Source organism: Roseococcus sp. YIM B11640 (genome assembly GCF_049727625.1).
Classification (GTDB): domain Bacteria; phylum Pseudomonadota; class Alphaproteobacteria; order Acetobacterales; family Acetobacteraceae; genus Roseococcus.
Genome location: NZ_JBBJOZ010000003.1, coordinates 164,911 through 191,085 on the forward strand (window position 1 = coordinate 164,911; position 26,175 = coordinate 191,085).

The window sequence follows — 26,175 nt, forward strand, 5'->3', positions numbered from 1 at the left end:
ATGCTGCGTGCGATCGTTTTGGGCGCGGGGGCCGGCGGCGGCTTCCCGCAATGGAACTCGGCCGGTCCCGGCTGCCGGCGTGCGCGCTCAGGCGATGCGGCTGCGAGGCCGCGTAGCCAAGCCTCCATCGCTGTCAGCGCCGATGGCGAGACCTGGGCGGTGGTGAATGCCGCGCCCGATCTTCGCCAGCAGATCGCCGATACCCCGGCGCTGCACCCGCGGCCGGAACCCCTTCGCAACTCGCCCATCAGGGCGGTGATCCTGACCGGGGCAGAGGTCGACACCCTCGCCGGACTGCTGACGCTGCGGGAGCGACAAGCCTTCAGCCTCCACGGGAGCGAACAGAGCCTCGCCGTGGTGGAGGAAAATCCCATCTTCCGCGCGCTCAATCCCGAGTTCGTCAGCCGCCACCCGATGCCGATGTCCTCGCCCTTCGAGCCGTTGCCCGGCCTTCGGGTCGAGGCCTATGCCGTCCCCGGCAAGGTTCCGCTCTTCGCCGAGAACGGGGGCGACCCGGGCGTCGCGGAGGATGGCGAGGCGGTGGGACTCGCGATCTCGGCCGGGGGCGCCGCGCTGCACTACATCCCCGGCTGCGCGATGATGACGCCGGCTCTGGAGGCCCGCCTGGCGGGGGCCGATTGCGTGATGTTCGACGGCACGCTCTTCACCGATGACGAGATGATCCGCGCGGGCGCCGGGCCCAAGACCGGCCGCCGGATGGGCCACATGCCCATGACGGGCGAGGGCGGCACGCTCGATGCGTTCGCGCGCCTTGGCGTCGCCCGGCGCATCTTCATCCATATCAACAACACCAACCCCGCCCTGCTGGACGACAGCGCGGAGCGCGCGATGCTGACCGCCGCCGGCTGGGAAGTCGCCGAGGACGGGATGGAGATCACGCTTTGAACCTGGCGACCCCCGAGGAACTGGAGGGCGAGCTCCGCGCCATCGGCGCCGAGCGCTACCACATCCTGCATCCCTTCCACCGGCTGCTGCACACAGGGAAGCTGACGAAGCCGCAGGTCCAGGCCTGGGCGCTGAACCGCTATTATTACCAGGCGAGTATCCCGGCGAAGGACGCCTCGCTGCTGGCGCGGCTCCCGACCACCGACCTGCGCCGCGAATGGCGCCGGCGTATCGAGGATCATGACGGCGACGGTTCCAAGCCCGGCGGCGTGGAGCGCTGGCTGGTGCTGACGGACAGCCTGGGCCTGGATCGCGACTACGTGGTCTCGCTCGCGGGCCTGCTGCCCGGCACGCGCTTCGCCGTCGATGCCTATGTCCATTTCGTGCGCGAGCGCAGCGTGCTGGAGGCGATCGCCTCCTCGCTGACCGAGATGTTCTCGCCCAACATCATCCAGGAGCGCGTGGCCGGCATGCTGCGCGGCTACGACTTCGTGAGCGAGGAGACGCTCGCCTATTTCACGCCGCGCCTGACGCAGGCGCCGCAGGATGTCGATTTCGCGCTCGGCTACGTGAAGGAGCACGCCGATACGCGCGAGAAGCAGGAGCTCTGCCTCGCCGCGCTGCGCTTCAAGTGCGACCTGCTCTGGGCGCAGCTCGACGCGCTGCATCACGCCTATGTGGCGCCCGGCCTGCCGCCGCCCGGCGCGTGGCGGCCATGATTCCGAAGTTTCCCCCGGGCGTCCGCCTGCATGAGGACAAGGCGCGCGACCGCTGGATCGTGATGGCGCCGGAGCGCATGTTCATCCCGGACGACACGGCGCTGGAGGTCCTGCGCCTGGTGGACGGGAAGCGCGACGAGGCCGGGATCGTGGCGGAGCTGGCCCGCAAGTTCGCGGCCCCCGAGGCCGAGATCGCGGCCGATGTCGCGGAGATGCTGCGCGACCTCATCGCCAAGGGCGCGCTCCGCGAATGAGCGCGATCGAGCCTCCGCTGGCCTTGCTTGCGGAGCTCACGCATCGCTGTCCCCTGCGCTGCCCCTATTGCTCCAACCCCGTGGAGCTCTCGCGCGCACGGCAGGAACTGAGCACGGAGGAATGGGCGCGCGTCTTCCGCGAGGCGGCGGCGCTCGGCTGTCTGCAGATCCACCTCTCGGGCGGCGAGCCCACCGCACGGCGCGACATCGTGGAGATCACGGCGGCGGCACGCGAGGCGGGGCTCTACACCAACCTCATCACCGCGGGCGTGCTGCTGGACGTGGCGCTGATGGCGCGGCTCGCGGCGGCAGGGCTCGACCATGTGCAGCTGTCCATCCAGGACGCCGACGAGGCGGGGGCGGAGCGGATCGGCGGGATGCGGGGCGCGCAGGCGAAGAAGGCGAGGGCGGCCGCGCTGGTGAAGCAGGCCGGGCTGCCGCTTACGCTGAACGCCGTGGTGCACCGCCAGAACCTGCACAACCTGCCCCGGCTGATCGAGATCGCGCTGGAATGGGGCGCGGCGCGGCTCGAGGTCGCGCATGTGCAGTATTATGGATGGGCGCTGGCCAACCGCGCCGCCCTTCTGCCGACGCGCGAGATGCTGGACGAGGCGACCCGCGTCGTCGACGCCGCGCGCATTCAGCACCGTGGACGGCTTGTCATCGACTATGTCGTGCCGGACTATCATGCGGCACGGCCCAAGGCCTGCATGGGCGGATGGGGGCGGCGCTTCCTGTCCGTCTCGCCGGCCGGCAACGTCCTGCCCTGCCACGCGGCCGAATCCATCACGGGCATGGTCTTCGCCAATGTGCGCGACACGGCGCTGGCCGAGGCATGGACCGGGAGCCCGGCCTTCAACGCGTTTCGCGGCACCGGCTGGATGCCCAAGCCCTGCCAGGGCTGCGCCCATGCGGAGCGCGACTGGGGCGGCTGCCGCTGCCAGGCCTTCGCGCTGACGGGCGACGCCGCCGCGACCGACCCGGCCTGCGCGCTCTCGCCGGACCACGGGCTTCTCGCAGCCGCGGTGGCCGATGCCCGGGAGTCGCAATTTAGGTACCGCGAATTCTCCTGAAGGCCCCATGTCCGGGGCACTACGGGCTTGCAACACTTGTGGTTTCGTCATTCCATCCGGCGGCAATGCCCCAAGGGGCAGCAGGGAGAGGAAGCATGACCATGAAACGCGTTCTGCTCGGCATGGCCGCGGCGCTGATCGCCGCCCCGGCCTTTTCGCAGGCCCCCGCGCCGGCGCCCGTTCCGGGCTGGGCCGTGGGACGCCCCGAGGGCTCCACCCTCGCGCCCCATGCACCGATCCTGACCGTCACGCCGGTGGACCGGCTGCCTGTCTCGTCGATCCGCGTGCCGCAGGGCTTCTCGGTGGCCGTCTTCGCGCACGGCATTCCCGGCGCGCGCGCCATGACGGAGGGGCCGAACGGCACCATCTTCTCCGGCAGTCGCGCCATCGGCCGCGTCTATGCCACCACGCGCAATGCGGATGGCACGACGCGCTCGCGCGTCATCGCCCAAGGCCTGAACAACCCGAGCGCGCTGACGATGGTGGGGAACAACCTCTACGTCATCGCGCTCAACCGGGTGCTGCGCTACGACAATATCGAGGCCAATCTCGACAACGTGCCCGCGCCGGTGGAACTGACCCAGGCCTTCGGCCTGCCGGCCGATTCGGATCACGGCGGCAACCATTTCTGGAAGCACCTGACGCTGGGGCCCGACAACCGGCTCTATACGAGCGTCGGCGCGCCCTGCAACATCTGCTCCATCGACCGCGACCGTTTCGCGCTGCTCGTTTCCTTCAACCTGGATGGGAGCGATCGCCGCATCGAGGCGCGCGGCGTGCGCAACAGCGTGGGCTTCCACCACCACCCCGTGACTCGCGAGCTCTGGGCCACCAATCACGGCCGCGACTGGGCCGGCAACGACACGCCGCAGGACACGCTGATCCGCGTCCGCCGCAGCGGCGAGGACCATGGCTATCCGTTCTGCGTCGGCAGCTGGGCCGACCCGCAGGAGAATGCCGGCCGCAACTGCAGCGAGTTCGCTCAGCCGGCGGCGCTGCTCGGTGGCCATGTGGCGCCGATCGGCATGCGCTTCTACACGGGGACCATGTTCCCCGAGGCCTATCGCAACCAGGCCTTCATCGCCCGCCGCGGCTCCTGGAACCGGGACCGGCTGAACGGCTATGACGTGGTGGTCGCGAAGCTCGACGCGCAGGGCAATGTGACGGGCATCGAGCCCTTCATGACGGGCCTGCTGGACGAGGCGAACCAGCGCTTCCTGGGCCGCCCTGTCGATGTCCATGTGATGCGGGACGGCTCTTTGCTCGTCGCGGATGAGCAGATGGGCGCGATCTACCGCATCACCTATCGTCAGTGATGCGGCTTCGACTGCTGGCGGCGGCCCTTCTGGCCGCCGCCCTTCCCATCGCGGCCGAGGCGCAGGACGCCCGCCGTGGGGCCGAGCTGGCAGGGCAGACCTGCATCACCTGCCATGGCGAGAATGGCCGCAGCCAGATGGAGAACATTCCGTCCCTGGCGGGCCAGCCGGCCGATTTCATCACCATCCAGATGATCCTGTTCCGCGAGGGCATCCGCCAGGCGCCCCCGATGAACGATTTCGCCGCCAACATGGCCGACCAGGACATCCAGGACATCGCCGCCTTCTTCGCGAGCCTGCCGCCCGGCCCGCCGGATGACCGGAGCCCGCGCGACGACGCGCTCTTCGCCCGCGGGCAGGCCTTCATCGGGCCACGCCATTGCGCCACCTGCCATGTCGCCGATTTCGGTGGCCGGGCGCAGATCCCGCGCGTCGCCGCCCAGCGCGAGGAATTCCTGGCCCATACCATGCGGGAGTACCGGGACGGCCGCCGCGCGGGCGTCGATACCCAGATGAACGGGGCGGTCGTCGGGCTTTCCGACGCCGATATCGCCGCCATCGCGCATTATCTGGCGCACCTGGATTGAGGGGCATTCGCGCGGCAGGTCATTGAGCCGCCGCGCCTCCCGTTCTATCCCTGGCCGCGATGGACTCGGTGCTCCCCCCGACTGACGGCCCTCTGCCGGCCTATCGCGCACGCGTGGCGGAAGGTGCCCTCCGGCCCGACCCGGCCCAGGCCCATGCCGCGGAAATCCTGCAAAGCCTGTGGCGCACGCTGCGGGGATACGACCCCAGGCCGACAGCGACCCAGCCGTCGAAGGGCTTTTTCGGCAAGCTTTTCGGGGCCAAGCGAGGTTCCGGCGACCTCGCCGCGCCCGAGGGGACGCCGGAAGGACTCTACCTTGTCGGTGCCGTGGGCCGGGGCAAGTCCATGCTCATGGACCTGTTCTTCGACACGGCCGACGTCCCGCGCAAGCGCCGCATCCATTTCCACGCCTTCATGCAGGAGGCGCACAACCGGATCCATGCCTGGCGCCAGGCCAATCCGGGCGCGGACGACCCCATCCCGCCGCTGGCGGACCGGATCGCGGCAGAGGCCTCCCTCCTGTGCTTCGACGAGTTCCAGGTCCACGACATCACGGATGCGATGATCCTGGGCCGGCTTTTCGAGGCCCTCTTCGCCCGCGGCGTGGTCATGGTCGCCACCAGCAACACCGCCCCGCAGGACCTTTTCAAGGGCAAGCCGGGGCGGGATGCCTTCCTGCCCTTCATCGCGCTGATCCAATCGCGGGTGGAGGTGCTCTACCTCGAGTCGCTGCAGGATTACCGGCGCGAGCGCATCCGGGGCCTGCCCACCTGGCACCATCCGGTGGACGGGCGGTCTGAGCGCGCCCTGGATGCGGCCTTCGAGGAATTGAGCGGTGAGAAGCACGGCCAGCCGGCCAGCCTGCAGGTGCTCGGGCGCAGCGTGCCGGTGGGCTGGTCGGCCCGTGGCGTGGTCCGGACTTCTTTCGAGGATTTGTGCGGCCGGCCGCTCGGCCCCGCGGACTACCTGGCGCTCGCCACCCATTTCCATACGCTGGTGCTGGACGGGGTTCCGCGGCTCGGGCCCGACAATTTCGACCGCGCCCGGCGCTTCATCACGCTGATAGATGCGCTGTACGAGCACCGCTGCAAGCTGGTCGCTTCGGCCCAGGCGGCGCCGGACCAACTCTACGAACAAGGCGAAAATGCGGCCATGTTCGAGCGCACGGCCTCCCGCCTCATGGAAATGCAGAGCCAGGAGTATTTAGGCTTGCCTCACCTGCCCTGACGTAATACGCCGAAACACGAAGGTCGCGTCTGTCGCGCGACCGTCGCGTTTGTTGCGTCCCGAAGGTGGTTTCCATCTTGGGAGGCCGAGTTGGGGTTGGGGGATTCATGCGGAAAGTGATCGGAGGCCTTCTGGGCCTGTGCCTGATGGCGACCGTCCTGCCGGAGGCCGCTTCGGCCCGGACCGACGCAAGGGCTTCAGTGCAGAGCAGCCGCCCGGCCGCTTCGGCCAGCCGCGCCAGCGCGCCCCGCGCCGCCACGGCGCCGCGCAGCATCAGTGCGAGCCGCTCCGCCGCGCCGCGCGCCTCGGCCGCCAGCAGCCGCAGCGCCGCCGCCCCGTCGCGCAGCGCCCGCCAGACCGCCGCGGCCCCGAGCCGTTCGGGCCGCCAGCAGGCTTCCGCCCAGACCAGCCGCCGCGGCCAGGCCGCCACCCGTGGCAGCCGCAGCACGAACAGCCGTGTCGCCGCCGCGGTTCCCTACGGCCGCCAGTCGGCCATGATGCAGCCCCGGAGCCTGAGCCGCACCGCCGTGGCCACCTGCACGATCCGCAACGGCCGCCGCAGCTGCACCACCACGGCCTCCCGCGGCGAGTCGCCGCTGCGCTGGACGGGCGGCCTCGCCCCGGCCGCGATGAGCCAGGCCTCATGCCCGGATGGCACGATGGCCACCATGGCCATCGGCCATAACGACATCACCCGCTGCGTGCCGCTCTGATCCCTCGGGAACCGAAGCCAACCGAAAGGCCGCCTCCGGGCGGCCTTTTTGTTTGGGGCCGGCCATGTCTTTGAGCCGGACAAACCCGTGATATCGTCCGGACAGGCCGGCGGCTCCAAGCCGGCAGGTCCAGGAGGAATCGCCCATGCACCGGCGCGCCGCGCTCGTAGCCGCCCTGGCGGGGGCCTTGCCTTCAGCGGCGCGGTCGCAGGCCTATCCCAGCCGTCCGATCCGCCTGATCATTCCCTATCCGCCGGGTGGCGGCACGGACGCGCTCTCGCGGCCCTGGGCCGAGCGCATGCGGGCCAGGCTGGGCCAGCCGGTGGTCATCGAGAACCGGGGCGGCGCTGCGACCAATATCGGGATGGAGGCGGCGGCGAGGTCTGCGCCGGACGGCCATACCCTCATCATCAACACCGATAATGTGGCGCTCTTCCCGCATCTCTATCGGCGCCTGACCTACGACCTGTTCCGCGACTTCGCGCCGGTCAGCTACCTAGCGGATTCGCCGCTGGTGCTCGGGATCAACCCGAGCGTGCCTGCGCGCAGCCTGGATGACTTCGTCGCCCTGGTGCGGCGCGAGCCGGATAAGTGGAGCTTCGCCAATCCCAGCATCGGCTCGCCCCATCACCTGGGCTACGAGCTCCTGGCCCGCGAGGCGGGGCTGAAGATGGTCCAGGCCGAATACCGCGGCGGCGGGCCCGCGCTGAACGACGTGCTGGCGGGCCATGTGCATCTCGGCGTCTTCACCCTCGGCGCCGTGCGTCCGCAATTCGAGGCGGGAACGCTGCGCCCGCTGGCGCTGCTTTCGCCGCACCGGTCGGATGCCGCGCCGGCGATCCCGACCACCGCGGAGTGCGGCTACCCGAGCGTGGTGAATTCGCTGCGCTTCGTCCTGCTGGTCCCGGCCCAGACCCCGCCCGAGGCGATCCAGGCGCTGCATGCGGCGAACGTCGAAGCCATGGCCGATCCAGCCCTACGCCAGCAGCTGCTGCGTGCCGGCTTCGACATCCACGTGACCACACCCGAGCAAGCCGGCAACCTGCTCCGCCTCGAGAATGAGCGCTGGGCGCCGATCCTCCCTGGCCTCAACATCCGGCTCGACTGAAAGGCATTTCCGAATGGCGACCATCGATATCGCGGGCGATGCCCGCCGGGCCGTGGATGTGGTGAAGGCGGGCGGCGTCTGCCTGTTCCCGACCGATGTGGGCTATGCCGGCACCGGCGGCTGCGAGGCGGCGCTGCTGCGCTTCTTCCGCGCCAAGGGCAGGGGCGCGCACAAGCGCAACGCCATGCTGGGCAGCCTCGACATCCATGACGAGGTGCACGACATGCCCGCCCGCGCGAAGGAGATGATCCGCGCCCTCGTGCTGGACCACGATCTGCCCATCTCGGCCATCGGGCCCTTCCGCGCGGATCATCCGCTGCCTCGGGCGCTGGGTGCGGACGCGCTGGAGGCCAGCACCGAGTCCGGCACGCTCGCCATCCTGATGAATGTCGGCGCGCTCGAGCAGGAGATGGCGCGCCTCTCGCTGGCCGAGACGCAGCCTCTCTTCGGCTCCTCCGCCAACCTGACCGGGACCGGCACCAAGTTCCGCGCCGAGGACATCCAGCCCGAGATCCGTGCCTGTGCCGATCTCGTGATCGATCACGGCTTGCGGAAGTATCATCGCTACCGGCGCTCCTCGACGATGATCGACTTCACGACGATGGAAGTTGTCCGGATCGGTTCCTGCTATGAGCTCATTCAGGACGTGCTGTCCCGATATTTCAGGGTGGAACTCCCGGCCGATCCGGGACTGGAGGCGCTCCCGTCGGGACACACCCGGGCGGCCCAGCAGGTGCACGTTTAGTCGAATCCTGCGCTGCTTCCCGGCCCGATGCCTTGCTCCGCCAGGGCAACGGGTCTACCCATGCGCCGCACACCAGCCACTACAAAGAGGAAGGCCCCATGGCCCGCAGCAAGATCGCGCTCATCGGCGCCGGTAACATCGGCGGCACGCTCGCCCATCTGATCGGCCTGAAGGAGCTCGGCGATGTCGTGCTCTTCGACGTCTTCGGCGGCGTCGCGGCCGGCAAGGCGCTGGACATCATGCAGTCCAGCCCGGTGGATGGCTTCGACAGCGCGATGTCGGGCGGCGCGGACTACGCGGCGATCGAGGGCGCGGACGTCATCATCGTCACCGCCGGCTTCCCCCGCATGCCGGGCATGAGCCGCGACGACCTGCTGACGAAGAACGCCGGCGTCATGGGCCAGGTGGCCGAGGGCATCAAGAAGTATGCCCCCAACGCCTTCGTCATCTGCATCACCAACCCGCTGGACGTCATGGTCTGGGCGCTGCAGCAGAAGTCGGGCCTGCCCGCGAACAAGGTCGTCGGCATGGCCGGCGTGCTGGACAGCGCGCGCTTCCGCCTGTTCCTGGCGCAGGAGTTCAACGTCTCGGTCGAGGACGTGACGGCCTTCGTGCTCGGCGGCCACGGCGACACCATGGTGCCGCTGACCCGCTACTCCACCGTCGCCGGCATCCCGGTCCCCGACCTCATCAAGATGGGCTGGACGACGCAGGAGAAGATCGACGCGATCGTGAACCGCACCGCCAATGGCGGCGGCGAGATCGTGAAGCTGCTCGAGAAGGGCTCGGCCTTCTACGCCCCGGCGGCCTCGGCCGTCGCGATGGCGGAGTCCTACCTGAAGGACAAGAAGCGCGTCCTGCCCTGCGCCGTGATGCTGAACGGCGAGTACGGCCTCAAGGACTTCTACGTCGGCGTGCCGGTCGTGATCGGCGCGAACGGCGTGGAGCGGATCGTCGAGGTCGAGTTCACCGCGGCGGAGAAGGCTGCCTTCGACAAGTCCTGCGATGCCGTGAAGAAGCTGGTCGAGGACTTCAAGGCGCTCGGCGTCTGAGACAGCCCGTGCGGGTTGCCGTGATCGCCGATGTTCATGGCAACCGCCTGGCCCTGGCGGCGGTGCTCGCCGCCGTGAAGAATGCGTCGCCCGATCTCCTGATCGAATTGGGCGACGCCGTTTCCGGCCCGCTCTGGCCGGCCGAGACTTTCGAGATGCTGGCTTCCTCCGGCGCGGCCGTCGCGCTGCGCGGCAATCATGACCGATGGGTCGCCTTCGATCCGCCCGAGAAGCTGGGCACGACCGACGCCTTCACCCGGGCGCGTCTCGGCGCGGCCGAACGGCAGGCACTGGGCGCGCGGCCCATGTCCTGGCGTGGCGAGGGTATCCTGGCCATGCACGCGCTGCCCGAGGACGACTTGACCTACCTGATGCATGAGGCGACCGAGCATGGCGTGCGCGAGCGCCGGCCGGCCGAGGTCGCCGCCATGCTGCCCGACCCTGCGGGGGAGGGGCTCGTCCTCACCGCGCACACCCACCGCGCTCGCCTCGTGCGCCTGGCCGATGGACGGCTGGTGGTGAACCCCGGCTCCGTCGGGCAGCCGGCCTACAAGGACACGGACCCGTACTTCCACCGGATGGAAGCCGGCGCGCCGCATGCGCGCTGGGCCATGGCGGAAAGGCGGGGCCCCATGTGGCACGTCACGTTCCACGCAGAAGAATACGACTGGGAGGCCGCCTCGGCCGAGGCGATGCGTCACGGAAGGGCCGACTGGTCGCAGTCGCTGGCCACTGGCACAATGGATTGAGCTTGAGGATCCCCCACCCATGAATATTCATGAATATCAAGCAAAGGAACTGCTGCGCCGCTATGGCGTCGCGGTTCTGGATGGCCATGTGGCCTGGACGGCGGATGAGGCCGAGGCCGCAGCGAAGAAGCTGCCCGGGCCCGTTTATGTCGTGAAGTCGCAGATCCATGCGGGCGGCCGTGGCGCCGGCCGCTTCAAGGAGGATCCGAACGGCAAGGGCGGCGTGCGCGTCGTGAAGTCGGTGGCCGATGCCAAGGCCGCGGCCGAGGCGATGATCGGCAAGACGCTGGTCACCAAGCAGACGGGCGAGGCCGGCAAGGTCGTCAGCCGCGTCTATGTCGAGGACGGCTGCGACATCAAGCGCGAGCTGTATCTCGGCCTGCTGGTGGACCGCGAGACCTCGCGCCTCACCATCATGGCCTCCACCGAGGGCGGCATGGAGATCGAGGAGGTGGCCGAGAACCACCCCGAGAAGATCCTCAAGGTCGCGGTGGATCCGGCCTCCGGCATTTCCGGCTTCCATGCCCGCAAGCTGGCCTTCGGCCTCGGCCTCGAGGGCAAGCAGGTCGGCAGCTTCGTGAAGTTCGTGACCGCCCTCTACGGCGCGGTGCAGGAGCTCGACTGCGCGATCGTGGAGATCAACCCGCTGGTCGTGACCGGCGCGGGCGAGATCGTGGCGCTCGATGCCAAGGTCTCCTTCGACGACAACGCCCTCTTCCGCCACAAGGACCTGGAAGAGCTGCGCGACGACAGCGAGATGGACCCGAAGGAGCTCGACGCGACCAAGCACGAGCTCAACTACGTGGCGCTCGACGGCGAGATCGGCTGCATGGTGAACGGCGCGGGCCTTGCCATGGCGACCATGGACATCATCAAGCTCTACGGCTCCTCGCCGGCGAACTTTCTGGATGTCGGCGGCACGGCGGACGCGGCGCGGGTGACCGAGGCCTTCCGCATCATCACCTCCGACGCGAACGTGAAGGCCATCCTGGTCAACATCTTCGGCGGCATCGCCAAGTGCGACATGATCGCGACCGGCATTGTGGAGGCGAGCAAGAACCTCTCGCTGGCCGTGCCGCTGGTGGTGCGCCTCGAGGGCACGAATGTCGAGCTGGGCAAGAAGATCCTGGCCGAGAGCGGGCTGGCGATCATCCCCGCGGACAACCTGGCAGATGCGGCCCAGAAGGTCGTCGCCGCCGTGAAGAAGGCTGCCTGAGCCATGTCCATCCTCATCGACAAGAACACCAAGGTCATGACCCAGGGCTTCACCGGAGCCCAGGGCACCTTCCACGCCAGCCAGGGCATCGCCTACGGCTCGAACTACGTGGGCGGCGTGACGCCGGGCAAGGGTGGCACCATGCACCCGACGCTCAACCTGCCGGTCTTCAACACGGTGGCCGAGTGCAAGGAAGCGACGGGCGCCGATGCGACCGTCATCTACGTGCCGGCGGCCTTCGCGGCCGACTCCATCCTCGAGGCGATCGACGCCGAGATTCCGCTCATCATCTGCATCACCGAGGGCATCCCGGTGCTGGACATGGTGAAGGTGAAGCGCGCGCTGGACGGCTCCTCCTCGGTGCTGGTCGGGCCGAACTGCCCCGGCGTCATCACGCCCGACGCCTGCAAGATCGGCATCATGCCGGGCCACATCCACCGGCGCGGGTCGGTGGGCATCGTGTCGCGCTCCGGCACGCTGACCTATGAGGCGGTGGCCCAGACCACGGCGGCCGGCCTCGGCCAGTCCTCCTGCGTGGGCATCGGTGGCGACCCGGTGAAGGGCATGGACTTCATCGACGTGCTGGAGCTCTTCCTGGCCGACGACGAGACCAAGTCCATCATCATGATCGGCGAGATCGGCGGGCAGTCCGAGATCCTGGCGGCCGAGTACCTGGCCAGCGAGAATTTCGGCCCCGGCAAGCCGAACAAGCCCGTCGTCGGCTTCATCGCCGGCGCCACGGCCCCTCCGGGCCGCCGCATGGGCCATGCCGGCGCGGTCATCTCCGGCGGCAAGGACACGGCCGCCGCGAAGATGGAAGCCATGGCCAAGGCCGGCATCCATGTCGCCGACAGCCCGGCCTCCCTGGGCTCGACCATGGTGCGCGCCCTGAAGGGCTGACTTGCACGGGGCGGGGGGCAAACTCCCGCCCTATTCATTATGTATTGTTGTGGTCCGGGCCTAAGGTCCCGGACCGTCAAATGAATCCGCCTATGGCGGAACGGAGTGAGAGAAATGGCCGGAGTGGACATCCTCGCAGGTGCGATGAACGGCGCGAATGCCGCCTATCTCGCCGACACCTACGCCAGGTGGGTCGAGGATCCCGCCAAGGTCGATCCCTCGTTCGGGGAGCTCTTCGCGGCCCTCAACGATGATGCCCGCGCGGTCCTGACCGATGCGATGGGTGCCTCCTGGGCGCCTCGCCCCCGTGGCGGCTTCGCCCCCGTGGAGGAGCCCAAGCCCGCGCCGAAGGGCGGCAAGCCCGGCGCCGCCGCCCCGGCCATGGACCCCGAGGCCGTCCGCCGCGCCGCGCTGGACAGCATCCGCGCGCTGATGCTGATCCGCTCCTACCGGGTGCGTGGCCATCTGGAGGCGCAGCTCGACCCGCTCGGCCTGCAGACGCCGCCGGCCCACCCCGAGCTTTCCCCGGGCTTCTGGGGCTTCACCGACGCCGACCTCGATCGCCCGATCTTCATCGACAAGGTCCTGGGCCTCGAAACCGCCACGATCCGCCAGATTCTGGAGCGCCTGCGCGCGACCTATTGCGGCCATATCGGCGTCGAGTTCATGCACATCCAGGATCCGGACCAGAAGTCCTGGATCCAGCAGCGCGTCGAGGGCGCGCCCTGGGTGAACAGCTTCAAGGCCGAGGACAAGCGCAAGCTCCTGACCCAGCTGACCGAGGCCGAGGGCTTCGAGGCCTTCTGCGCGAAGAAGTACGTGGGCACCAAGCGCTTCGGCCTGGAAGGCGGCGAGAGCACCATTCCGGCCGTTCTCGCCACTATCGAGGCCGCCGCCCAGGGCGGCGCCAACGAGGTCGCGATCGGCATGGCCCACCGCGGCCGCCTGAACGTGCTCGTGAACGTGGTGAAGAAGCCCTTCGTGCAGGTCTTCTCCGAGTTCAAGGGCTCGAGCTTCAAGCCGGACGATGTCCAGGGCTCGGGCGACGTGAAGTACCACCTGGGCACCTCCACCGATGTCGAGATCCTCGGCAAGCAGGTGCACCTCTCGCTGCAGCCCAACCCCTCGCACCTCGAGGCCGTGAATCCCGTGGTCGCCGGCAAGGTCCGCGCGCGGCAGGACCAGGCGGGCGATACCAAGACGCGCACCAGCGTCATGGGCATCCTGCTTCATGGCGACGCGGCCTTCGCGGGCCAGGGCCTCGTCTACGAGACGCTGGCGATGAGCCAGCTCATCGGCTACCGCACCGGCGGCACGGTCCATATCGTGACCAACAACCAGATCGGCTTCACCACGGTGCCGGCCCATGCCTATTCGGGCCTCTACTGCACCGACGTGGCCAAGTCGGTGCAGGCGCCGATCCTGCACGTGAACGGCGACGATCCCGAGGCGGTGGTCTGGTGCGCGCGTCTCTGCGCCGAGTTCCGCATGCGCTTCCAGAGCGACGTCGTGCTGGACATCGTCTGCTACCGCCGCCACGGCCATAATGAGAGCGACGAGCCCGCCTTCACGCAGCCGCTGATGTACAACCGCATCCGGCAGATGAAGACGACCCGCACGCTTTACGCCGAGAAGCTGGCGGCCGAGGGCTCGGTGACGGCCGAGGATGCCGCCGCGATCCAGGACAGCTTCAATGCCACGCTGGAGGAGGCTTTCCAGGCCTCGGCCAGCTTCAAGCCGAACAAGGCCGACTGGCTCGAGGGCCACTGGACCGGCCTCAAGGCCGTCGGCGAGGGCGAGGGCGTGGAGCAGCTCCACGAAACCGCCGTGGCGCTCGACACGCTGCGCGAGGTAGGCGGCGCACTGTGCCGCGTGCCCGGGGATTTCGCGCTCAATCCCAAGATCGCGCGGCAGCTCGAGGCCAAGAAGTCGGCCATCGAGACCGGCGAGGGCATCGACTGGGCGACCGGCGAGGCGCTGGCCTTCGGCACGCTGCTGCTGGAAGGCCACCGCGTCCGCCTCTCGGGCGAGGACGTGCAGCGCGGCACCTTCAGCCACCGCCATTGCGTGCTGGTGGACCAGAACAACCAGAAGGAATACGCGCCCCTCAACAACATCCGCGAGGGGCAGCCCAAGTTCGAGGCCTTCAATTCGCTGCTGAGCGAGGCGGGCGTGCTGGGCTTCGACTACGGCTACTCGCTGGCCGACCCCCACACGCTGACGCTGTGGGAAGCCCAGTTCGGCGACTTCGCCAATGGCGCGCAGGTCATCATCGACCAGTTCATCGCCTCGGCGGAGACGAAGTGGCTGCGCATGTCGGGCCTCGTGATGCTGCTGCCGCACGGGCAGGAAGGGCAGGGGCCGGAGCACTCCTCGGCCCGCCTGGAGCGCTACCTCCAGCTCTGCGCGGAGCGGAATATCCGGGTCTGCAACTTCACGACGCCGGCCAACTACTTCCACGCCCTGCGCCGGCAGCTGAAGGCCAATTACCGCAAGCCGCTCATCGTCATGTCGCCGAAGAGCCTGCTGCGCCACAAGCTGGCCATCAGCAGCCTGGCCGAGTTCGGGCCGGGCAGCGGCTTCCGCTACGTGATCCCCGAGGTCGAGGCGATCGCGCCGGAGGAGAAAGTGAAGCGCGTGGTTCTCTGCACCGGCAAGGTTTACTACGACCTTCTGCAGGAGCGGCAGGCGAAGGGTGTCAACGACGTGGCGCTGATCCGCATGGAGCAGATCTACCCGTTCCCGGCCCAGAGCCTCGCCCAGGCCCTCGCGCCCTACAAGAACGCCGAGATCGTGTGGTGCCAGGAGGAGCCGGAGAACAATGGCGCCTGGAACTTCGTGGACCGGCGGATCGAGAAGGTGCTGAAGGATATCGGTATCAAGGCCAAGCGCCCTGACTATGTGGGCCGCGCCGCGGCGGCGAGCCCGGCCACCGGCCTCGCGAAGACGCATACCGCCCAGCAGGAGAAGCTGGTCCGCGAGGCCCTCGGGCTCTGACGAAATTCGGGGGCGCCGGCCATTCGGGCTGACGCCTCCGCCCTTGTGTTCTAGAACACCGCAGGATTTGAAGCAGCAAAGCCATGGCAACCGACATTCTCGTCCCCACGCTGGGTGAAAGCGTCAGCACCGCGACCGTCGCGCGCTGGCTCAAGCAGGCTGGTGAGGCCGTGGCGGCGGACGAGCCGCTGGTCGAGCTCGAAACCGACAAGGTGACCGTCGAGGTTCCCGCCCCGATGGCGGGCGTCCTCGAGGCGATCGCCGCGCAGGAGGGGGCCGAGGTCGAACCCGGCGCCGTGCTCGGCAGCATCGCCGCCGGTTCCGGCGCGGCGGCGGCCAAGCCCGCCCCGGCGGCGGCGCCTGCCCCGGCAGCGGCCCCCACGGCCGCGGCCAAGCCGCCCGGCACCGGCGGCGGTTCCGTCGCGGCTTCCGAGGACAAGGCTTCCGCCCCGGCCGCTCCGGGCGCGGCCCTGCCGGCCGCCGCGAAGCTGATGGCCGAGAACAACGTCTCGGCCGCGCAGGTCGGTGCCGGTTCCGCGAAGGACGGCCGCATCGCCAAGGGCGACGTGCTCGATTTCCTGAGCCGCCCCGCCGCAGCCCAGGCCCCGGCCGCCGCGGCGAAGCCCGCCCGCGCGCTGGAGCAGGGGGAGGAGCGCGTGAAGATGACGCGCCTGCGCTCCACCATCGCGCGCCGCCTGAAGGAGGCGCAGAACACCGCCGCCATGCTCACCACCTTCAACGAGGTGGATATGGGCGCGGTGATGGCCCTGCGCGGCGAGTACAAGGACGTCTTCGAGAAGCGTCACGGCGTGAAGCTCGGCTTCATGTCCTTCTTCGTGAAGGCCTGCGTGGCCGCGCTGAAGGAGTTCCCGGCGGTGAACGCCGAGATCGAGGGCGACACCGTCATCTACCGCAACTTCGTCCACATGGGCATCGCGGTCGGCGGCCCCTCGGGCCTCGTCGTGCCGGTGCTGCGCGATGCGGACCAGATGGGCTTCGCCGAGATCGAGAAGCGCATCGCCGACTTCGGCAAGCGCGTCCGTGACGGCCAGCTGAAGCTGGAGGAGATGGCGGGCGGCAGCTTCACCATCACCAATGGCGGCATCTACGGCTCGCTGATGTCCACCCCGATCCTGAATCCCCCGCAGTCCGGCATCCTGGGCATGCACAAGATCCAGGAGCGCCCGATGGCCGTCGGCGGCAAGGTCGAGATCCGGCCGATGATGTACCTGGCGCTCTCCTACGATCACCGGATCGTGGACGGTAAGGAGGCTGTGTCCTACCTCGTCCGCGTGAAGGAGGCGATCGAGGATCCCCGCCGCCTCATGCTGGACGTCTGAGATGCGCTCCCGCGAAGGTCAGCTCAGCGACAACCGACCCATCTCCCGCACCCGCGTGGAGAAGGAGAAGCAGCTGCGCGACCTCAAGGAAGTGCTCGCCGGAATGAAGTCGCACGCGACGCCTGCGCTGCGCGATTCCGTGAAGGCGAAGATCAAGGAGCTGGAGGTGGAGCTTGCCGCGCCGCCTCCGCCGCCCCGGGACCGGCGCCCACCGCGCCGGGAATTCTGAGACTTGGAAAGGCCCGCGTCTCGCGGGCCTTTTCTGTTTCAGCCCAGCTCCATTCGGGTCTCGCGCACCAGCGCGGCCATCGCCTCGCGCTGCTGGCGCACATAGACGGCGAAGGCGTCCGGATCGCTGCCGACCGGGATGGCGCCCAGCGTATCCAGCCGCGCGCGCACGGCGGCATCGGCCAGCGCATCCTTCACCGCGCCATGCCAGCGCGCGACCATGCCGGGTGCCAGGCCCGCCGGCCCGTAGAGGCCATTCCACTCGTTCAGCTCGTAGCGAGGGAAGCCCTGCTCTGCCACGGTGCCGACGTCAGGCAGCGCGGCGAGGCGGTTCGCCGAGCTCACGGCCAGCGCCCGGACCCGCCCTTCCTGCGCCAGCTGCAGCGAGGATGCGACGGTGCCGAAGACGAAGCCGATATTGCCCGCCACGAGATCCTGCAGGGCCGGCGCACCGCCGCGATAGGGCACATGCGTCATGTCCAGCCCGGCGCGGTTCAGCAGCAGCGCAGAAGCGAGGTGAGCGGCCGTGGCATTGCCCGAGGAGCCGTAGGAAAGCTGCCCCGGCCGGGCCCGGACATAGGCCACGAATTCCTGCAGGTTCCGCACGGGCATGCTCTGCGGGACGATGAGGATCTGCGGCCAGACCAGCACCTGGCTGATGGGCGTGAAGGCGGTGGCGTAGTCGAAGGGCAGGCCGCGCATGAGCGCCGGGTTCACCGTATGCGCCAGCGCATCGATCATGACGGTATGGCCGTCCGGCGTGCTGCGCGCGACCTCGCCGGCGCCGATGGACCCGCCCGCGCCCCCCCGGTTCTCGACCACCACGGACTGGCCGAGCGTCGACGTCATGGGCACGGCCAGCAGCCGTGCCGAGGTGTCCACGCCACCACCTGGCGCGTAGGGCGCGATCAGCCGGACCGAGCGGCTGGGCGACCAGGATTGCGCGAGAGCGGGGGCGGCCAGGGCCGAGAGGCCCGAGCCCAGGAACAGGCGGCGATGCATCGAACTAACTCTCCAGGCGGATATTGTTGTCGCGGATCAGGGCACCTATGCGCGTCCGCTGCTCGGCGAGGAAGGCACCGAATTCGGCCGGGCCCTGGGCCATGACCTCCATGCCCAGCAGGGCATGCCGCTCGCGCACCACGGGGTCGGCCAGGCCTTGCTGCGCGGCGGCGGCATGGCGCGCGACCATGTTCGCGGGAGTGCCGGCGGGCGCGAAGAGCGCGATCCATTCATTCAGCGAGAAGCCCGCATAGCCGAGCTCCTGCATCGTGGGCGTATCGGGCAAGGAGGGGATGCGCTGCGGCGTCGTCACCGCCAGCGCACGCACGCGCCCGTCGCGCACCAGCGGCACGGAGAGCGGCGTGGTGTTGAAGGTGAAGAGCGTCTCGCCGGCCAGCAGGCCCGGCATGGATTGCGAGCTCGCGCGATAGGGCACGTGCGTGACCTGCAGCTTCTCGATGCTCGCGAACATCACGGCCGCGAGGTGCGAGGTGATGCCGATGCCGGTGTTCGCACAGGGCTGGCCGGGATTGGCCCGCAGATAGGCGACGAGTTCCGGCACCGAATGGATCGGCGTCTCGGCCCGCACGCAGAGCACGTTGGGCAGCAGGGCGAAGAGGCAGACGGGGGTGAAGGCCGTCAGGTAGTCGAAGGCCAGGCCGCGCATCAGGAAGGGGTTGCTGACCTGCCCCGCCGCGTCGAAGAGCAGCGTCTGGCCGTCCGGCGCGGCCTGCGCCACGGCCGCCGCTGCGATGGAGCCCGAGGCGCCCGCGCGGTTCTCGATCACCACCGGCTGGCCCAGCGCGGTCTGCATATGGGGGGCCACCACGCGCAGGGAGGCATCGGCCGCGCCGCCGCCCGGCCATCCGGCGACGACGCGGACGGGGCGGTTCGGGGACCAGTCCTGGGCGTGCGCGGCGAAGGGGAGGATCATCGCGCTGGCGATTGCGGTGCGGCGGGAAAGCATGGGACGTCCCTATGTCTGGGACGCCATTACCGGGAGATGAACGCCGGTGGTCAACCGTCGAGGCGGATGCCTTCCGAGGCGATCAAGCCTCCCATCGCGCGGCGTTCGGCGTCCAGGAAGCGCGCCAGCGCCTGTGGGCCCTCGGCGGCCGGCGCCATGCCGAGTTCGGCCAGGCGCGGGCGTAGCGCGGGCTGACCGATGGCATCGGCAGCGGCTTCTGCCTGGCGTGAGATGATGCCCGTGGAGGTGCCCGCGGGGGCCAGCAGCGCGATCCAGTCGCCGATGGAGAAGCCCGGGAAGCCCTGCCCGTCGATACTGTCCGCCACCCCGGGGAGGGAGGTGCCGAGCGAACGGATTTGCCCTTCACGAAGCAAGGGCGCTGCCAGGGCGACCGAGGTGAAGCCCATGGCCACGTCGCCGCGAAGCAGGCCGGTGATCTGGTCGGCCCCGCCACGGTAGGGGATGTGCTCGGCGGTGATCCCCGCGCGGCGCAGCAGCGCCGCCATGGCGAGGTGCGTGCGCGCGCCGATGCCGACGCTCCCATAGGCCGCGAGCCGGGGCTGGGCGCGCAGCCGTTCCAGAAGCCCGGCCAGCGTGGTCACGCCGAGATCGGCTCGGACGACGAGCAGCAGGGGTAGCGTGACGAGCAGCGTCACGGGGGCGAAGGCCGTCCGGTAATCGAAGGAGAGGCCGCGCAGCAGGAAGGGGTTCACTGCCTGGCCGCCGCTGTCGAGCAGCAGGCTTCCTCCGTCAGGCACGGCCTGGGCTACCACGCCGGCGCCCACCGCGCCCGAGGCCCCGCTGCGATTCTCGGGCGTCACAGTGGTGCCGAGGAGCTCGGCCATGCGGGGGGCGATCAGCCGTCCGAGCGTATCGGTGCTGCCGCCAGGCGGGAAGGCGATGACGAGGCGCACCGGCCGCTCTTGCGCCGAGGCGACGGCCGGGAGCGTGGCGGCGAGGAGGAGCGGGCGGCGCAGCATGCCGCAGGCGTCGCGCCGGCTCCCTACCGCGTCAAGCTTCGCTTCCGTGAAATCCGCGCCCCCCGTGCCCTTCGGGATGCGAAGGGATAGGATGCCCGCCATGGCCACCCGCCGCCCCCGATCCGAGCCGACCTCCGGCAGCCTTTTCGAGGCCGAGGCGCCGCGCCCGCTCGCGGACCGGCTTCGCCCCAGTTCGCTGCAGGACGTCATCGGCCAGGACCATCTGCTGGGCCCCGGCGGGCCGATCATGCGGATGGTGGAAAGCCGTCGCCTCTCCTCGCTGATCCTCTGGGGGCCGCCGGGCACGGGGAAGACAACCATCGCGCGCCTGCTGGCGACCGCGACCGACCTGCAGTTCGAAGCTCTCTCGGCCATCCAGGGGGGCGTCGCGGATTTGCGGCGGGTCTTCGATGCGGCGCGCGACAGGCGCGCCATGGGGCAGGGCACGCTGCTCTTCGTCGACGAGATCCATCGCTTCAACCGGGCGCAGCAGGATGCCTTCCTGCCGGTGATGGAGGACGGCACCATCGTCCTGATCGGCGCGACGACGGAGAACCCGTCCTTCGAGCTCAACGGTGCCATTCTCTCGCGCAGCCAGGTCTTCGTGCTGAAGGCGCTGGACGACGCGGCATTGTCGATCCTGCTGGAGCGCGCGGAGGCGCATGAAGGCCGCCCGCTGCCGTTGACGCAGGAGGCGCGGGAAGCCCTGCTCGGGCTCGCCGGCGGCGACGGCCGCTACCTGCTGAACCTGGTCGAGCAGGTCTATACCGTCCGCTCCGACACGCCGCTCGACATCGAGGCGATGGGCCAGGTGCTGACGCGCCGCCTGCCCTCGCACGACAAGGCGGGCGACGGGCATTACGACCTGCTCTCCGCCTTCCACAAGTCGCTGCGCGGCAGCGACGTGCATGCGGCGCACTATTACGCGGCGCGCATGGTGGTGGCGGGCGAGGCGCCGGAGGCCATCTTCCGGCGTCTGGCCTGCGCGGCGTCCGAGGATGTCGGCATGGCGGATCCGCAGGCCATGGTGCAGGTCATTACCGCGTGGCAGGCCTTCGAGCGCATCGGCTGGCCGGAGGGGCGGCTCTTCCTGGCCCAGGCCATCAGCTACGTGGCGACGGCGCCGAAGAGCAACGCTTCCTACATGGCCTTCGAGAGCGCCACGGGCCTCGCGCGCGAGACGAGTCACGTGCCGCCGCCGATGAACATCCTGAATGCGCCGACCAGGCTCATGAAGGAGCTCGGCTACCATGCGGGTTATCGCTACGACCACGACTATCCGGATGCCTATGCGGGGCAGGAGTTCTTCCCCGAGGAGATCCAGAAGCGTGGCGAAACGGAGCTCTATCGGCCCAACGAGCGCGGCTTCGAGCGGGACATCCGTAAGCGGCTGGAGTTCTGGGCCGCGAGGAAGCGCGGATGAGCATGATCGTCGTGGCCGCGGGCGGCGCCACCGGATCGGTGCTGCGCTGGCTGTTCTCCGTCGCCTTCAACGGCCCCGGTTGGCCCTGGGGCACGATTGCGGTGAACGTGCTCGGCAGCGCCGTGATGGGGGCGCTGGCGGGGCATGGGCTTTCGGGCCAGGCGCGGCTGTTCTGGATGACGGGCGTGCTTGGCGGCTTCACGACCTTCTCGGCCTTCAGCCTGGAGGCGGCGACGCTGTGGGAGCGCGGCTGGATGGACGGCGCGGCCTATGTCGGGCTGACGCTGGTGCTGGGCCTGGGCGCCTTCGCGCTGGCCTATGGGATGACGCGGAGTTGAGGAGGCGATGATGGACAGGCAGATGCGGCTGGGCATCTTCGTGCAGCCGGCCGGGCATCACGTGGCGGGGTGGCGGCATCCGGATGCCATGCCGGGCGGCCCGAACCTCGCGCTCATGAAGCACATCGCGGCGACGGCCGAGCGCGGCAAGTTCGACATGTTCTTCCTCGCCGACAACTTCACCACCGGCTACGCCGAGCACCCGTCCTCGATCGGAAAGTTCGAGCCGCTGACGCTGCTCTCGCTGCTGGCGGGGACGACGACGCATCTCGGCCTCGCGGCGACGGCGTCGACCACCTATGCGGAGCCGTATCACATCGCGCGCGCCTTCTCGTCGCTGGATCACCTGTCCGGGGGGCGCGCGGCCTGGAACGTGGTCACGACCTCCTACGCCAAGAATGGTGCGGCCTTCGGCCGCCAGCACCCGCCGCATGCGGAGCGCTATGCCATCGCCGAGGAGTTCGTCGAGGCCTGCAAGCTGCTCTGGGATTCCTGGGACGACGATGCCTTCGTCATGGACAAGGCGCGCGGCAGCTTCGTGCGGCCGGGCACGCTGCATGTCCCGGATTTCCACGGAAAGTACTTCACCATCACGGGCGGGCTGAACTTGCCGCGCTGCCCGCAGGGGCATCCGGTCATCATCCAGGCCGGCAGCTCCGCGCCGGGGCAGGCGCTGGCGGCGCGCACCGCCGATGTCGTCTTCACCGCGCAGAACAGCCTCGGCGACGCGCAGGATTTCTATCGCGGCCTGAAGGCCCAGCTCGCGCAGCACGGCAGGGGCGAGGACGAGTTGAAGATCATGCCCGGCTTCATGCCCGTGATCGGCCGCACGGAGGCAGAGGCGAAGGCGCTCTTCGCCGAGCTCAGCCGGAACCTGGATGCGGCGCAGGCCAACACCGTGCTGTCGGACCGGCTGGGCACCGACATGTCGCGCTTCGACCAGGATGCGCCCGTCCCCGAGCTGCCGGAGAGCGACCATCTCAAGAGCCGCGCGCTGCTGCTGCTGGAGATGGCGCGGCGCGAGGGGCTGACGGTGCGCGAGCTCAGCCATCGCGTCGCGGCATCTCGCGGGCATCTGCTGGTCATCGGCACGGCGGCGCAGGTCGCGGACACGATGGAGCAATGGTTCAGCGAGGGTGCGGCCGATGGCTTCAACCTGATGCCGCCCTTCTTCCCGGGCCAGTTCGACGCCTTCGTCGACCAGGTGGTGCCCGTCCTGCAGGAGCGCGGGCTGTTCCGCCGCGACTACGAGGGCACGACCCTGCGCGAGCATCTCGGCCTCGCGCGCGTGCCCAGCCGCTATGCGGCCGAGCACGCGGCAGAGTAGGGCTCAGCCCTTCAGCGCGATCTCGCGAGCCTTGCGGCCGCGCATCCAGGCCATCATTCCCGCCGCGCGGCCGGACCATTTTTCATGGCGGTCGTCGCCGCGGCGGAACGCCGCCTTCAGCGCGAGGGAGGGATACTCGCCGAGCGCGAGCCGCCAGGCCGCGCCGCGTCCGTGATGCTTCGCCTCCAGGTGCAGGCGCGACCAGCCCTGGTGAAACGCCTTCCACCAGTTGAGCCGTGCGGAAGGCGCGCTGCTGGCGCCGCCCTCGTGCCGCACGCGCACGCCCGCGACATGCATGATGGCATGGCCCGCGCCGCGCATCCGCAGGCAGATGTCGTCATCCTCGAAGTAGAGGAAGATCTCCGGATCGAAGCCGCCGATCGCGCGGAAGACGGACATGCGCAGGAACATGGCCGAGCCGCCGGCATACCAGCAGCAGGCATCGCCCACCGGTTCGACGACCGGCCCGCGCAGCCGGCGGAAGGGCAGGTCGTGGCCGAACTGCATCGTGCCTTCGGGGGTGATGATCTCGGGCGCGAACATCGCCGCCTCGGGATAGCGGCGCGCGGCGGCGACCAAGCCGTCCAGCGTGCCGGGCTCCAGGCTGGCATCGGCGTTGAGCAGGATGCCGAACTCGGTCGTGACCTCCGCGAAGCCCGCATTGGCCCCAGGCCCGAAGCCGAGGTTGCGCCCGGCGCGCACCACCTTGGCCGACGGCCGCGCGGCGGCGGCCACGGCGGCGCTGTCGTCCGGGCTCGCATTGTCCACCACGATCACCGGGCATTCCTCCGGGATCGCGGCGAGGCAGGAAGGAAGCAGCGCCGCCGAGTTGTAGGCGACGATGACGACGCTGACGTCCTGAGCGGCCACTCAGGCCATGTTCACCATGATGGTCTTCTTGTGGGTGAAGTGCTCCAGCATCGCCTCCAGCGAGGCTTCCTTGCCGAGGCCCGAGCTCTTCACGCCGCCATAGGAAAGGTTGGCCTGGACCACGAGGTTCTGGTTGATCTGCACCAGGCCCGCCTCCAGCCGGTGCGCGAGGTCGAGACCCACCTTGAGGTTGTTGGTCCAGAGGCTCGCGGCCAGGCCGTACTCGCTGTCATTCGCCTCGGCCAGGACCTTCTCCGCGTCGTCGAAGGGCTGGATGACGGTGACGGGTCCGAAGATCTCCTCGCGCACCAGGCGCGAATTGCCGTCGAGGCCCGTGAAGATCACCGGGCGGATGAAGAGGCCCTTCTTCAGCGCGGAATCCTTCGGCATGGCCGAGCACTCGTGCGCCGTGGCGCCGGCGGTCTTCTTGCCCTCGTCGATGAAGGCCTGGACCTTCTCGAACTGGCCCTCGCTGATGATGGTGCCGATGTCGGTCTTCTCGTCGAGCGGATCGCCCATGACCATCTTGTCCACCGCCTGCTTCATCTCGGCCACGAAGGCGTCGAAGATCGGGCGCTCGACATAGATGCGGCTCGCGGCCGTGCAGCTCTGGCCCTGGCGGGTGAAGCGCATGGAGGTGAGCGCGCCGGACACGGTCTTGGCGAAGTCGCAATCGGCGAAGACGATCATGGGCGACTTGCCGCCCAGCTCCAGCGTCACCGGCACCAGCTTCTGCGAAGCCGCCTTGGCGACGATCTTCCCGGTCTCGACCGAGCCCGTGAAGGTCACCTTGCGGACCAGCGGGTGTTCGACCAGCGGCGCGCCGCATTCCGGGCCCATGCCGCTGATGATGTTGAAGCAACCGGCCGGCAGCACGCGGTTCATCAGCTCGCAGATGCGCATGACGGTGAGAGGCGCTTCCTCGGCCGACTTCACGACGACCGTATTGCCCGCCACCAGCGCCGGGGCGACCTTCAGCGCCATCAGCAGCATCGGCACGTTCCAGGGAATGATGGCGCCGACCACGCCCAGCGGCTCCCGCACCGTCACGGAGAGCACGTTGGGCGCGAAGGGCACGCTCTCTCCCTTCAGCTCGGAGCCGAGGCCGCCGAAGAATTCCAGGATGTCGGCCACCGTGCCGGCCTCGACCCGGCTCTCGGTGCGGATGGCCTTGCCGGTCTCGAGCGCGATGAGGCGGGCCAGCTCCTCCTGGTGCTCGCGGATGACGGCGGCGCACTGATGCACCAGGGCGCCGCGCTTGCGGGCCGGCATCTTGGCCCATTCCTTCTGGGCGCGGGCGGCGTCGCGAACCGCGGCGTCGACATCCGCCGCATCGCCCTCGGCCGCGGTCGCGACCTCCCCGCCGGTGGCGGGGTTCACCACGGGGAAGGTCTTGCCGCTCAACGCCGGGACGTAGCGGCCACCGATGAAATGCAGGCCGGAGAGTTGCTTGGCCAGCTTGAAGCAGTCGAGCTCAGGGGCGGATGGGGTGGGGTGCGGCGTCTCGAGCATCGGGCGTTCCTCAGGCTTTCCAGTGGGCCGGACCATGAACCCGATGCGGGGGAAAGGGCAACCCTCGCCACCGCCGCGGGTTGAATCCGCGACGGACAGGAGGACCCCATGGCCCAGCAGATTTCCGACGACGAAGCCCGCATCCGCGTCCGGGAGCTGATCAAGAAGATCGGCCTCGTGATGCTCGTGACCGCCGACGAGGATGGCGCCCTGCATTCCCGCCCCATGGCGGTGATGGGCGTGGAGGACCAGACGGTCTGGTTCTTCACCGACGTGGACAGCCCCAAGACGCTGGAAATCGGCCGCGACCACGACGTGCTGCTCGCCTGCGCCAACCCTGCCGGGCAGGAGTTCGTCTCGGTCACGGGCCGCGCCCGGGTCATGCAGGATGTGGCGAAGCAGAAGGAGCTCTGGAGCGAGGGCGCGCGGCTGTGGTTCCCCCATGGCCACAAGAGCGAGAACCTGGCGCTGATCTCCGTCGAGATGCTCGGCGCGGAATACTGGGACAGCCCTGGCTCCAAGGTGCTTTTCGCCTATGGCTACGTGAAGGCGCTGCTGGCGAAGAAGACGCCCGAGACGGGCGAGAACGCGAAGGTCGAATTCCGCCACTGAGTTGCCTGGACCGCA

General features: G+C 69.3%; 26 protein-coding genes. 21 read left to right on the forward strand and 5 right to left on the reverse strand.

What is annotated here, in order from left to right; genetic code table 11:
• The 17 genes from pqqB (at position 1) to WJM96_RS14770 (ending at position 17,130) form a co-directional block, all read left to right on the forward strand.
• A complete protein-coding gene (gene pqqB, locus WJM96_RS14690) occupies positions 1-906 on the forward strand; it encodes a pyrroloquinoline quinone biosynthesis protein PqqB (protein ID WP_424813265.1) in 906 nt (301 codons plus the stop codon).
• Positions 903-1,625, forward strand: coding sequence for a pyrroloquinoline-quinone synthase PqqC (pqqC, locus tag WJM96_RS14695; protein WP_424813266.1), 723 nt, complete (start codon positions 903-905; stop codon positions 1,623-1,625). Before pqqB ends, pqqC begins: the two co-directional genes overlap by 4 nt.
• The gene (pqqD, locus tag WJM96_RS14700) at positions 1,622-1,879 is read left to right on the forward strand and encodes a pyrroloquinoline quinone biosynthesis peptide chaperone PqqD (protein ID WP_424813267.1); all 258 of its coding nucleotides are present in this window, start codon (positions 1,622-1,624) and stop codon (positions 1,877-1,879) included. Before pqqC ends, pqqD begins: the two co-directional genes overlap by 4 nt.
• Positions 1,876-2,952 (forward strand): pyrroloquinoline quinone biosynthesis protein PqqE, encoded by a 1,077-nt coding sequence (gene pqqE, locus WJM96_RS14705; RefSeq protein WP_424813268.1) that lies wholly within the window; start codon positions 1,876-1,878, stop codon positions 2,950-2,952. Before pqqD ends, pqqE begins: the two co-directional genes overlap by 4 nt.
• 95 nt (positions 2,953-3,047) lie before the next feature.
• Positions 3,048-4,268, forward strand: coding sequence for a PQQ-dependent sugar dehydrogenase (locus WJM96_RS14710; protein ID WP_424813269.1), 1,221 nt, complete (start codon positions 3,048-3,050; stop codon positions 4,266-4,268).
• The gene (locus WJM96_RS14715; protein WP_424813270.1) at positions 4,268-4,855 is read left to right on the forward strand and encodes a c-type cytochrome; all 588 of its coding nucleotides are present in this window, start codon (positions 4,268-4,270) and stop codon (positions 4,853-4,855) included. The genes WJM96_RS14710 and WJM96_RS14715 overlap by 1 nt, the downstream gene beginning before the upstream one ends.
• Positions 4,856-4,914: 59 nt before the next feature.
• Positions 4,915-6,081, forward strand: a complete 1,167-nt coding sequence (zapE, locus tag WJM96_RS14720; RefSeq protein WP_424813271.1) for a cell division protein ZapE — start codon at positions 4,915-4,917, stop codon at positions 6,079-6,081.
• Between the two features lie 116 nt (positions 6,082-6,197).
• The gene (locus WJM96_RS14725; protein WP_424813272.1) at positions 6,198-6,794 is read left to right on the forward strand and encodes a hypothetical protein; all 597 of its coding nucleotides are present in this window, start codon (positions 6,198-6,200) and stop codon (positions 6,792-6,794) included.
• Between the two features lie 145 nt (positions 6,795-6,939).
• Positions 6,940-7,902, forward strand: coding sequence for a Bug family tripartite tricarboxylate transporter substrate binding protein (locus tag WJM96_RS14730; protein WP_424813273.1), 963 nt, complete (start codon positions 6,940-6,942; stop codon positions 7,900-7,902).
• Between the two features lie 13 nt (positions 7,903-7,915).
• Complete coding sequence (locus tag WJM96_RS14735; RefSeq protein ID WP_424813274.1) at positions 7,916-8,647, forward strand: L-threonylcarbamoyladenylate synthase; 732 nt, start codon at positions 7,916-7,918, stop codon at positions 8,645-8,647.
• Positions 8,648-8,745: 98 nt separating this feature from the next.
• Positions 8,746-9,699, forward strand: coding sequence for a malate dehydrogenase (gene mdh / locus WJM96_RS14740; protein WP_424813275.1), 954 nt, complete (start codon positions 8,746-8,748; stop codon positions 9,697-9,699).
• Between the two features lie 20 nt (positions 9,700-9,719).
• Positions 9,720-10,448 carry a metallophosphoesterase family protein gene (locus WJM96_RS14745; protein WP_424813276.1) on the forward strand — a complete coding sequence of 243 codons (729 nt, stop codon included), beginning with the start codon at positions 9,720-9,722 and terminating at the stop codon, positions 10,446-10,448.
• Between the two features lie 19 nt (positions 10,449-10,467).
• Positions 10,468-11,664: an ADP-forming succinate--CoA ligase subunit beta gene (sucC, locus tag WJM96_RS14750; protein ID WP_424813277.1), complete on the forward strand. Its 1,197-nt coding sequence runs from the start codon at positions 10,468-10,470 to the stop codon at positions 11,662-11,664.
• A 3-nt stretch (positions 11,665-11,667) separates the two neighbouring features.
• Positions 11,668-12,564, forward strand: coding sequence for a succinate--CoA ligase subunit alpha (gene sucD, locus WJM96_RS14755; protein ID WP_424813278.1), 897 nt, complete (start codon positions 11,668-11,670; stop codon positions 12,562-12,564).
• A 114-nt stretch (positions 12,565-12,678) separates the two neighbouring features.
• The gene (locus WJM96_RS14760; protein ID WP_424813279.1) at positions 12,679-15,561 is read left to right on the forward strand and encodes a 2-oxoglutarate dehydrogenase E1 component; all 2,883 of its coding nucleotides are present in this window, start codon (positions 12,679-12,681) and stop codon (positions 15,559-15,561) included.
• An 83-nt stretch (positions 15,562-15,644) separates the two neighbouring features.
• Positions 15,645-16,901 (forward strand): 2-oxoglutarate dehydrogenase complex dihydrolipoyllysine-residue succinyltransferase, encoded by a 1,257-nt coding sequence (odhB, locus tag WJM96_RS14765; protein WP_424813280.1) that lies wholly within the window; start codon positions 15,645-15,647, stop codon positions 16,899-16,901.
• 1 nt (position 16,902) lies between these two features.
• On the forward strand, positions 16,903-17,130 hold the full coding sequence (locus WJM96_RS14770; RefSeq protein ID WP_424813281.1) for a hypothetical protein: 228 nt from the start codon (positions 16,903-16,905) through the stop codon (positions 17,128-17,130).
• A 38-nt stretch (positions 17,131-17,168) separates the two neighbouring features.
• On the opposite strand, the gene WJM96_RS14775 is transcribed toward WJM96_RS14770, so the two are convergent.
• Genes WJM96_RS14775 through WJM96_RS14785 form a run of 3 tightly spaced genes read right to left on the reverse strand, consistent with a single transcriptional unit; the run spans position 17,169 to position 20,078 of the window.
• Positions 17,169-18,131: a tripartite tricarboxylate transporter substrate-binding protein gene (locus tag WJM96_RS14775; RefSeq protein ID WP_424813282.1), complete on the reverse strand. Its 963-nt coding sequence runs from the start codon at positions 18,129-18,131 to the stop codon at positions 17,169-17,171.
• 4 nt (positions 18,132-18,135) lie between these two features.
• Complete coding sequence (locus WJM96_RS14780) at positions 18,136-19,098, reverse strand: Bug family tripartite tricarboxylate transporter substrate binding protein (protein ID WP_424813283.1); 963 nt, start codon at positions 19,096-19,098, stop codon at positions 18,136-18,138.
• Positions 19,099-19,148: 50 nt separating this feature from the next.
• A complete protein-coding gene (locus tag WJM96_RS14785) occupies positions 19,149-20,078 on the reverse strand; it encodes a Bug family tripartite tricarboxylate transporter substrate binding protein (protein WP_424813284.1) in 930 nt (309 codons plus the stop codon).
• A 100-nt stretch (positions 20,079-20,178) separates the two neighbouring features.
• On the opposite strand from WJM96_RS14785, the gene WJM96_RS14790 reads away from it, so the two are divergent.
• Genes WJM96_RS14790 through WJM96_RS14800 form a run of 3 tightly spaced genes read left to right on the forward strand, consistent with a single transcriptional unit; the run spans position 20,179 to position 23,166 of the window.
• Positions 20,179-21,501: a replication-associated recombination protein A gene (locus WJM96_RS14790; RefSeq protein ID WP_424813285.1), complete on the forward strand. Its 1,323-nt coding sequence runs from the start codon at positions 20,179-20,181 to the stop codon at positions 21,499-21,501.
• Positions 21,498-21,839: a fluoride efflux transporter FluC gene (locus WJM96_RS14795; protein ID WP_424813286.1), complete on the forward strand. Its 342-nt coding sequence runs from the start codon at positions 21,498-21,500 to the stop codon at positions 21,837-21,839. Before WJM96_RS14790 ends, WJM96_RS14795 begins: the two co-directional genes overlap by 4 nt.
• A gap of 7 nt (positions 21,840-21,846) precedes the next feature.
• Positions 21,847-23,166, forward strand: coding sequence for an LLM class flavin-dependent oxidoreductase (locus WJM96_RS14800; protein WP_424813287.1), 1,320 nt, complete (start codon positions 21,847-21,849; stop codon positions 23,164-23,166).
• Between the two features lie 3 nt (positions 23,167-23,169).
• Here WJM96_RS14800 and WJM96_RS14805 read toward each other — a convergent pair whose 3' ends face one another.
• Complete coding sequence (locus tag WJM96_RS14805; protein ID WP_424813288.1) at positions 23,170-24,036, reverse strand: glycosyltransferase family 2 protein; 867 nt, start codon at positions 24,034-24,036, stop codon at positions 23,170-23,172.
• Positions 24,037-25,548: an aldehyde dehydrogenase family protein gene (locus WJM96_RS14810; RefSeq protein ID WP_424813289.1), complete on the reverse strand. Its 1,512-nt coding sequence runs from the start codon at positions 25,546-25,548 to the stop codon at positions 24,037-24,039.
• A 108-nt stretch (positions 25,549-25,656) separates the two neighbouring features.
• On the opposite strand from WJM96_RS14810, the gene WJM96_RS14815 reads away from it, so the two are divergent.
• Complete coding sequence (locus tag WJM96_RS14815; protein ID WP_424813290.1) at positions 25,657-26,160, forward strand: pyridoxamine 5'-phosphate oxidase family protein; 504 nt, start codon at positions 25,657-25,659, stop codon at positions 26,158-26,160.
• The last annotated feature ends 15 nt before the right edge of the window (positions 26,161-26,175 follow it).